We start from the raw sequence: 3927 nt of genomic DNA, 5'->3' as shown, positions 1-3927 counted from the left end.
ACGGCTTCAGCTAGCAGTGCGACTCCGACAGTGGCGATAATGCCGACAACCATCGATACCCAGATATTACTCAAAACGGGGATCTTACTCGTGTTCAGCGTCCAGGCGACAAATGCCCCCAATGTCATATAGTCGCCGTGGGCAAAGTTTGATAGGCGCAAAATGCCATAGGTCAAGGTCAAACCGACCGCACCCAGGGCGATAATACTACCCAAGGCAATGCCATTTACAATTAATTGGAGGTCCATATACTCTCTAATATCGCTGGAAAGATCTTACAGTAGGTTGGCTGGAAACCAGCAGATTCGGTGGATATCTCGATCGAGATTTAGAGATTTAGATATTAGTAGCAGCGTAGATCTGCGGGTACCCACAAGGGTCACCCTTACAGGTTAATTGCGTAGCAGGGTGGTTTCATACACCGAAAGAAAAATCTTTCAGTCCACTTCAGTGGACTTTTGCTATTAGCCCGAAATTCATTTCAGGGCGGTTGATGACTAAACAGATGGGTATTAGCATTTTCCCTTTCTTGTATGAAACCACCCTGCTACAGGTTAATTGCGTAGGGTTGCCCCTTGGGTACCCAAGGGATATGACAGTAACAAATATCTACAACTTCGTTCGAGATTTCAGATCGATTACAATCGATTATTACGGTGCCGAGCCATGACAGATTCGATCGTCCCACCAGACATTATTGGTACCCGTCCGCGTACCGTAACTGGGGGTAATTCCATAACTGCTACCTGGAGCGTGTCCCATCGTATTGGCGATCGACTTGTAGAGCTTGGTGACATTGAAACAGCGCGGATCGCAATGCCCCTCACTGTCGAAGGTATCGAGGAGAAAGTGCGTTGTCACTTGGGGGAATTTGCCAGCAGCGAGAGCCGATCGCAAATAGAGGGCGAGGGCATAATTATATTGATTGTCGGAGTAGGGGGGATTGGGTAAGGTGGCAATATTGGGGTTGCTGACACTACAGGTGTTTTGATTGCCCCGTTCGGAGCGAACGCCCACTTGAACGATCTCGGCGGCGACTGTGGATTTGACGCGGGTATTGCGGATATTGAAATAGTTGCTCAGTGGCGCACAGGCACTGCTGAGGCTGGCTTCTTGGCCGGGATTAGCAACCGATCGATCGCCGCTATTGAAGCGGGTGCAAATTGATTCTACCGACCAGGTGGCGGTTGTATAGATGCGTCCGCTGGCTGCTGTTAATTTGCCGCGTGCTTCTTTGTGCTCGGAGGCTATTTCACCCGCGCTTAAGCCGAGATTGGCGAGGGCGGCATCGAGAGCTTGACGCTGGGCATTGGGGTTGGTCGATCGCCAGACTTGTCTGAGCAGCCGCTCGCGTTCGGGTTTGGCCAAAATATCGCTGGCTTTTTCAAATTCAGTGGTCGTCGGGCGACGCGGTTCGTAAAAATTGGGACGAGCTAAAACTGCGGTATTTTCGCGGGGGAGAAAGGCATTGACACCCAATCCCAAGGGGCCTCGCCCCAGGCGACGTTCGCGATCGAGTGTACTGGGAGCCATCACCACTGAGGTATCGTGCAAAATGAAGCGGGTATCGGCGAGGGCACTGACGGGCGCACTCGGACTGAGACTGCGACTGCGCAGATAAGCCGTAATTCGATCCCGCTCCGCTGCTGTCAGTGCTCGATTTGTATAGTTGGCTGGTGCTAGCGGCGATGTAGTAGGAGTAGGAGTGGGCAGGGGTGTGGCTGTGGGCGTCGGTGTCGTGGGTTGAGTAACGCTAGGGAGTGAATTTTTTGGTGGTGGTACGGGAATTGGGAGTTGGTAGTCGCTGGGGGTGGTTAATGGTGTGGCGGTGGGTAATTGTGGTGTTGATGTTGGCAATGGCGTGGGTAAAGGGGCACCGATTGGTGTTATCGGATTGGCGATGGTAGTTCTTTGCGCGATTCCCGTTCCAGGAGTCTGCGCCAACGGGTTGGGGGCTGCGTTCGATCTCGAATAGATCGAGATTGTGGCGACAATCGGTACCAAAAATAAGATCGCCAGTGTCAAAATCCGACGAGAACCAAAAATAAATTTAGACATGTGGTAGATGATAGTTGACGGTAGATCGCCGTTGGTAATGTCGCGCGGAGGGAGAAAATTGCGAAGTTATTAATATAGAGAACTCAGGCTCGAATACTAGTTGACTGTCCGAGTAAGCATTATCGCCAATTGCTGCTGCTAGACTGGCAAACAGCTATTTTAGTTCCACTGAATTGGAGATGATTGCGGCTTGCCTAAATCGATCGCTTCCGGATTTTGTTAAGATCGATTTAGCTTAAATATATTAATCGATCGTACTTTTAGTTTTAAACAAAATATGGTGTCTACTGTCACTACCGATCCAAATTTTCACCGCGTCGATGCCGCCGCTACGCTAGCAAATAGCTATCACAAAATTCGGCAAGTCAGCGAGCAAATTTGTCAACCGTTAGCCATAGAAGATTATACGATCCAAAGTATGCCGGATGTGAGTCCGCCCAAATGGCATCTGGCACACACTACTTGGTTCTTTGAAACCTTCTTGTTGCTGCCACATTTGCCAGGATACACGGTCTTCGATCCTCAATTTGGTTATCTGTTTAACTCCTACTATGAGGCTGTGGGCGATCGCCATCCTCGCCACCAACGTGGGTTGCTCTCGCGTCCGACGGTAGCGGAGGTTTATCGCTATCGCGCCCATGTCGATCGATCAATGAGCGCGCTCTTAGCCACACCTGCATCTGCCGACTTAGCAGATCTGGTTACTTTAGGGTTACACCACGAGCAGCAGCATCAAGAGTTATTGCTGACCGATATCAAACACATCCTCGCGCTCAATCCATTGCATCCTGTCTATCGCGAAGATCTGGCATCGCCACCCGCCGCAGCAACCCAACCGTTGGAGTGGTTGGCATATCCTGGTGGTTTGTATAGTATCGGGCATCAAGGCGGTGAGTTTGCCTTTGATAATGAGTCGCCTCGCCACCAAATATATCTCCGAGATTATCAATTGGCGAGTCGGTTGGTGACGAATGGTGAATATCTGGCATTCATGGAAGCTGGCGGTTATCGAGAGTCCAAATATTGGCTGGCAGAAGGCTGGATGACAGTACAAAGTCAGCAATGGCGATCGCCTTTGTATTGGGAACAAATTGATGGTGAATGGTGGGTGATGACGCTGGGCGGCTTGCAAAAATTAGATATCAATGCGCCGGTTTGTCACGTTAGCTTTTATGAGGCCGATGCTTATGCTACTTGGTGCGGCAAACGGCTGCCCACGGAAGCAGAATGGGAAGTGGCGACGGTAGATCTGCCCCAAGCTGGTAACTTTTTGGATCGCGACTTACTCCATCCCGCAGCTGCAAATCATCGCGACTATCAGTTTTTTGGGGATGTTTGGGAATGGACGCAAAGTGCCTATTTACCCTATCCTGGCTTTCAAATTGCCGACGGCGCGATCGGTGAATATAATGGCAAATTTATGTGCAATCAAATGGTATTGCGGGGCGGTTCCTGTGTAACTACTGCCGACCACATTCGTGCCACCTATCGCAATTTCTTTCCACCTTCAGCTCGATGGCAATTTTCGGGGATTCGGTTGGCAAGCTAATTCGATCGCGATTTACCTATTTTTGTTATATGCATTTGTTACAAAAATAAACCGTTGCTTTTTATACATAAATTAAGAAAATTTGATGTGGAAATAGAGTCGAACAAATCGACTGAAGCCATAGGCTGAGTGAGCATGGCTGCTAGGTATTTGCTACCAAGCTGGCCGTACACGTAAGTTCATTTGTAACGTATTCGTGACAATATAGCCGATTGTCGTATTGATGTTGCGGATAAAATTTGAGATGTTAAAGCTATGTACATTTAGAGATGAAAAGCTTACATGCAACAGCACAATGTACCGAGATCGTTGCCGACAAA

Annotated in this window: 2 protein-coding genes and 1 pseudogene; 1 reads left to right on the top strand and 2 read right to left on the bottom strand. The window is 49.2% G+C overall.

From position 1 onward, the window contains the following. Both RMO84_RS06725 and RMO84_RS06720 read right to left on the bottom strand, forming a co-directional pair. Nucleotides 1-248: pseudogene (locus RMO84_RS06725) on the bottom strand (branched-chain amino acid ABC transporter permease); the annotation flags it as partial. Nucleotides 249-651: 403 nt separating this feature from the next. After that, complete coding sequence (locus RMO84_RS06720; RefSeq protein WP_310487700.1) at nucleotides 652-2058, bottom strand: hypothetical protein; 1407 nt, start codon at nucleotides 2056-2058, stop codon at nucleotides 652-654. 277 nt (nucleotides 2059-2335) lie between these two features. Here RMO84_RS06720 and egtB point away from each other — a divergent pair, with 277 nt between their 5' ends. Continuing rightward, entirely contained in the window at nucleotides 2336-3607 is a 1272-nt protein-coding gene (gene egtB, locus RMO84_RS06715; RefSeq protein WP_310487699.1) for an ergothioneine biosynthesis protein EgtB, read from the top strand. Nucleotides 3608-3927: the final 320 nt, after the last annotated feature.

Source organism: Chamaesiphon sp. VAR_69_metabat_338, from assembly GCF_031423935.1.
Classification (GTDB): domain Bacteria; phylum Cyanobacteriota; class Cyanobacteriia; order Cyanobacteriales; family Chamaesiphonaceae; genus Chamaesiphon.
Note: the sequence above shows the minus strand (reverse complement) of the source record. Positions and strands in the feature narration are given on the sequence as shown.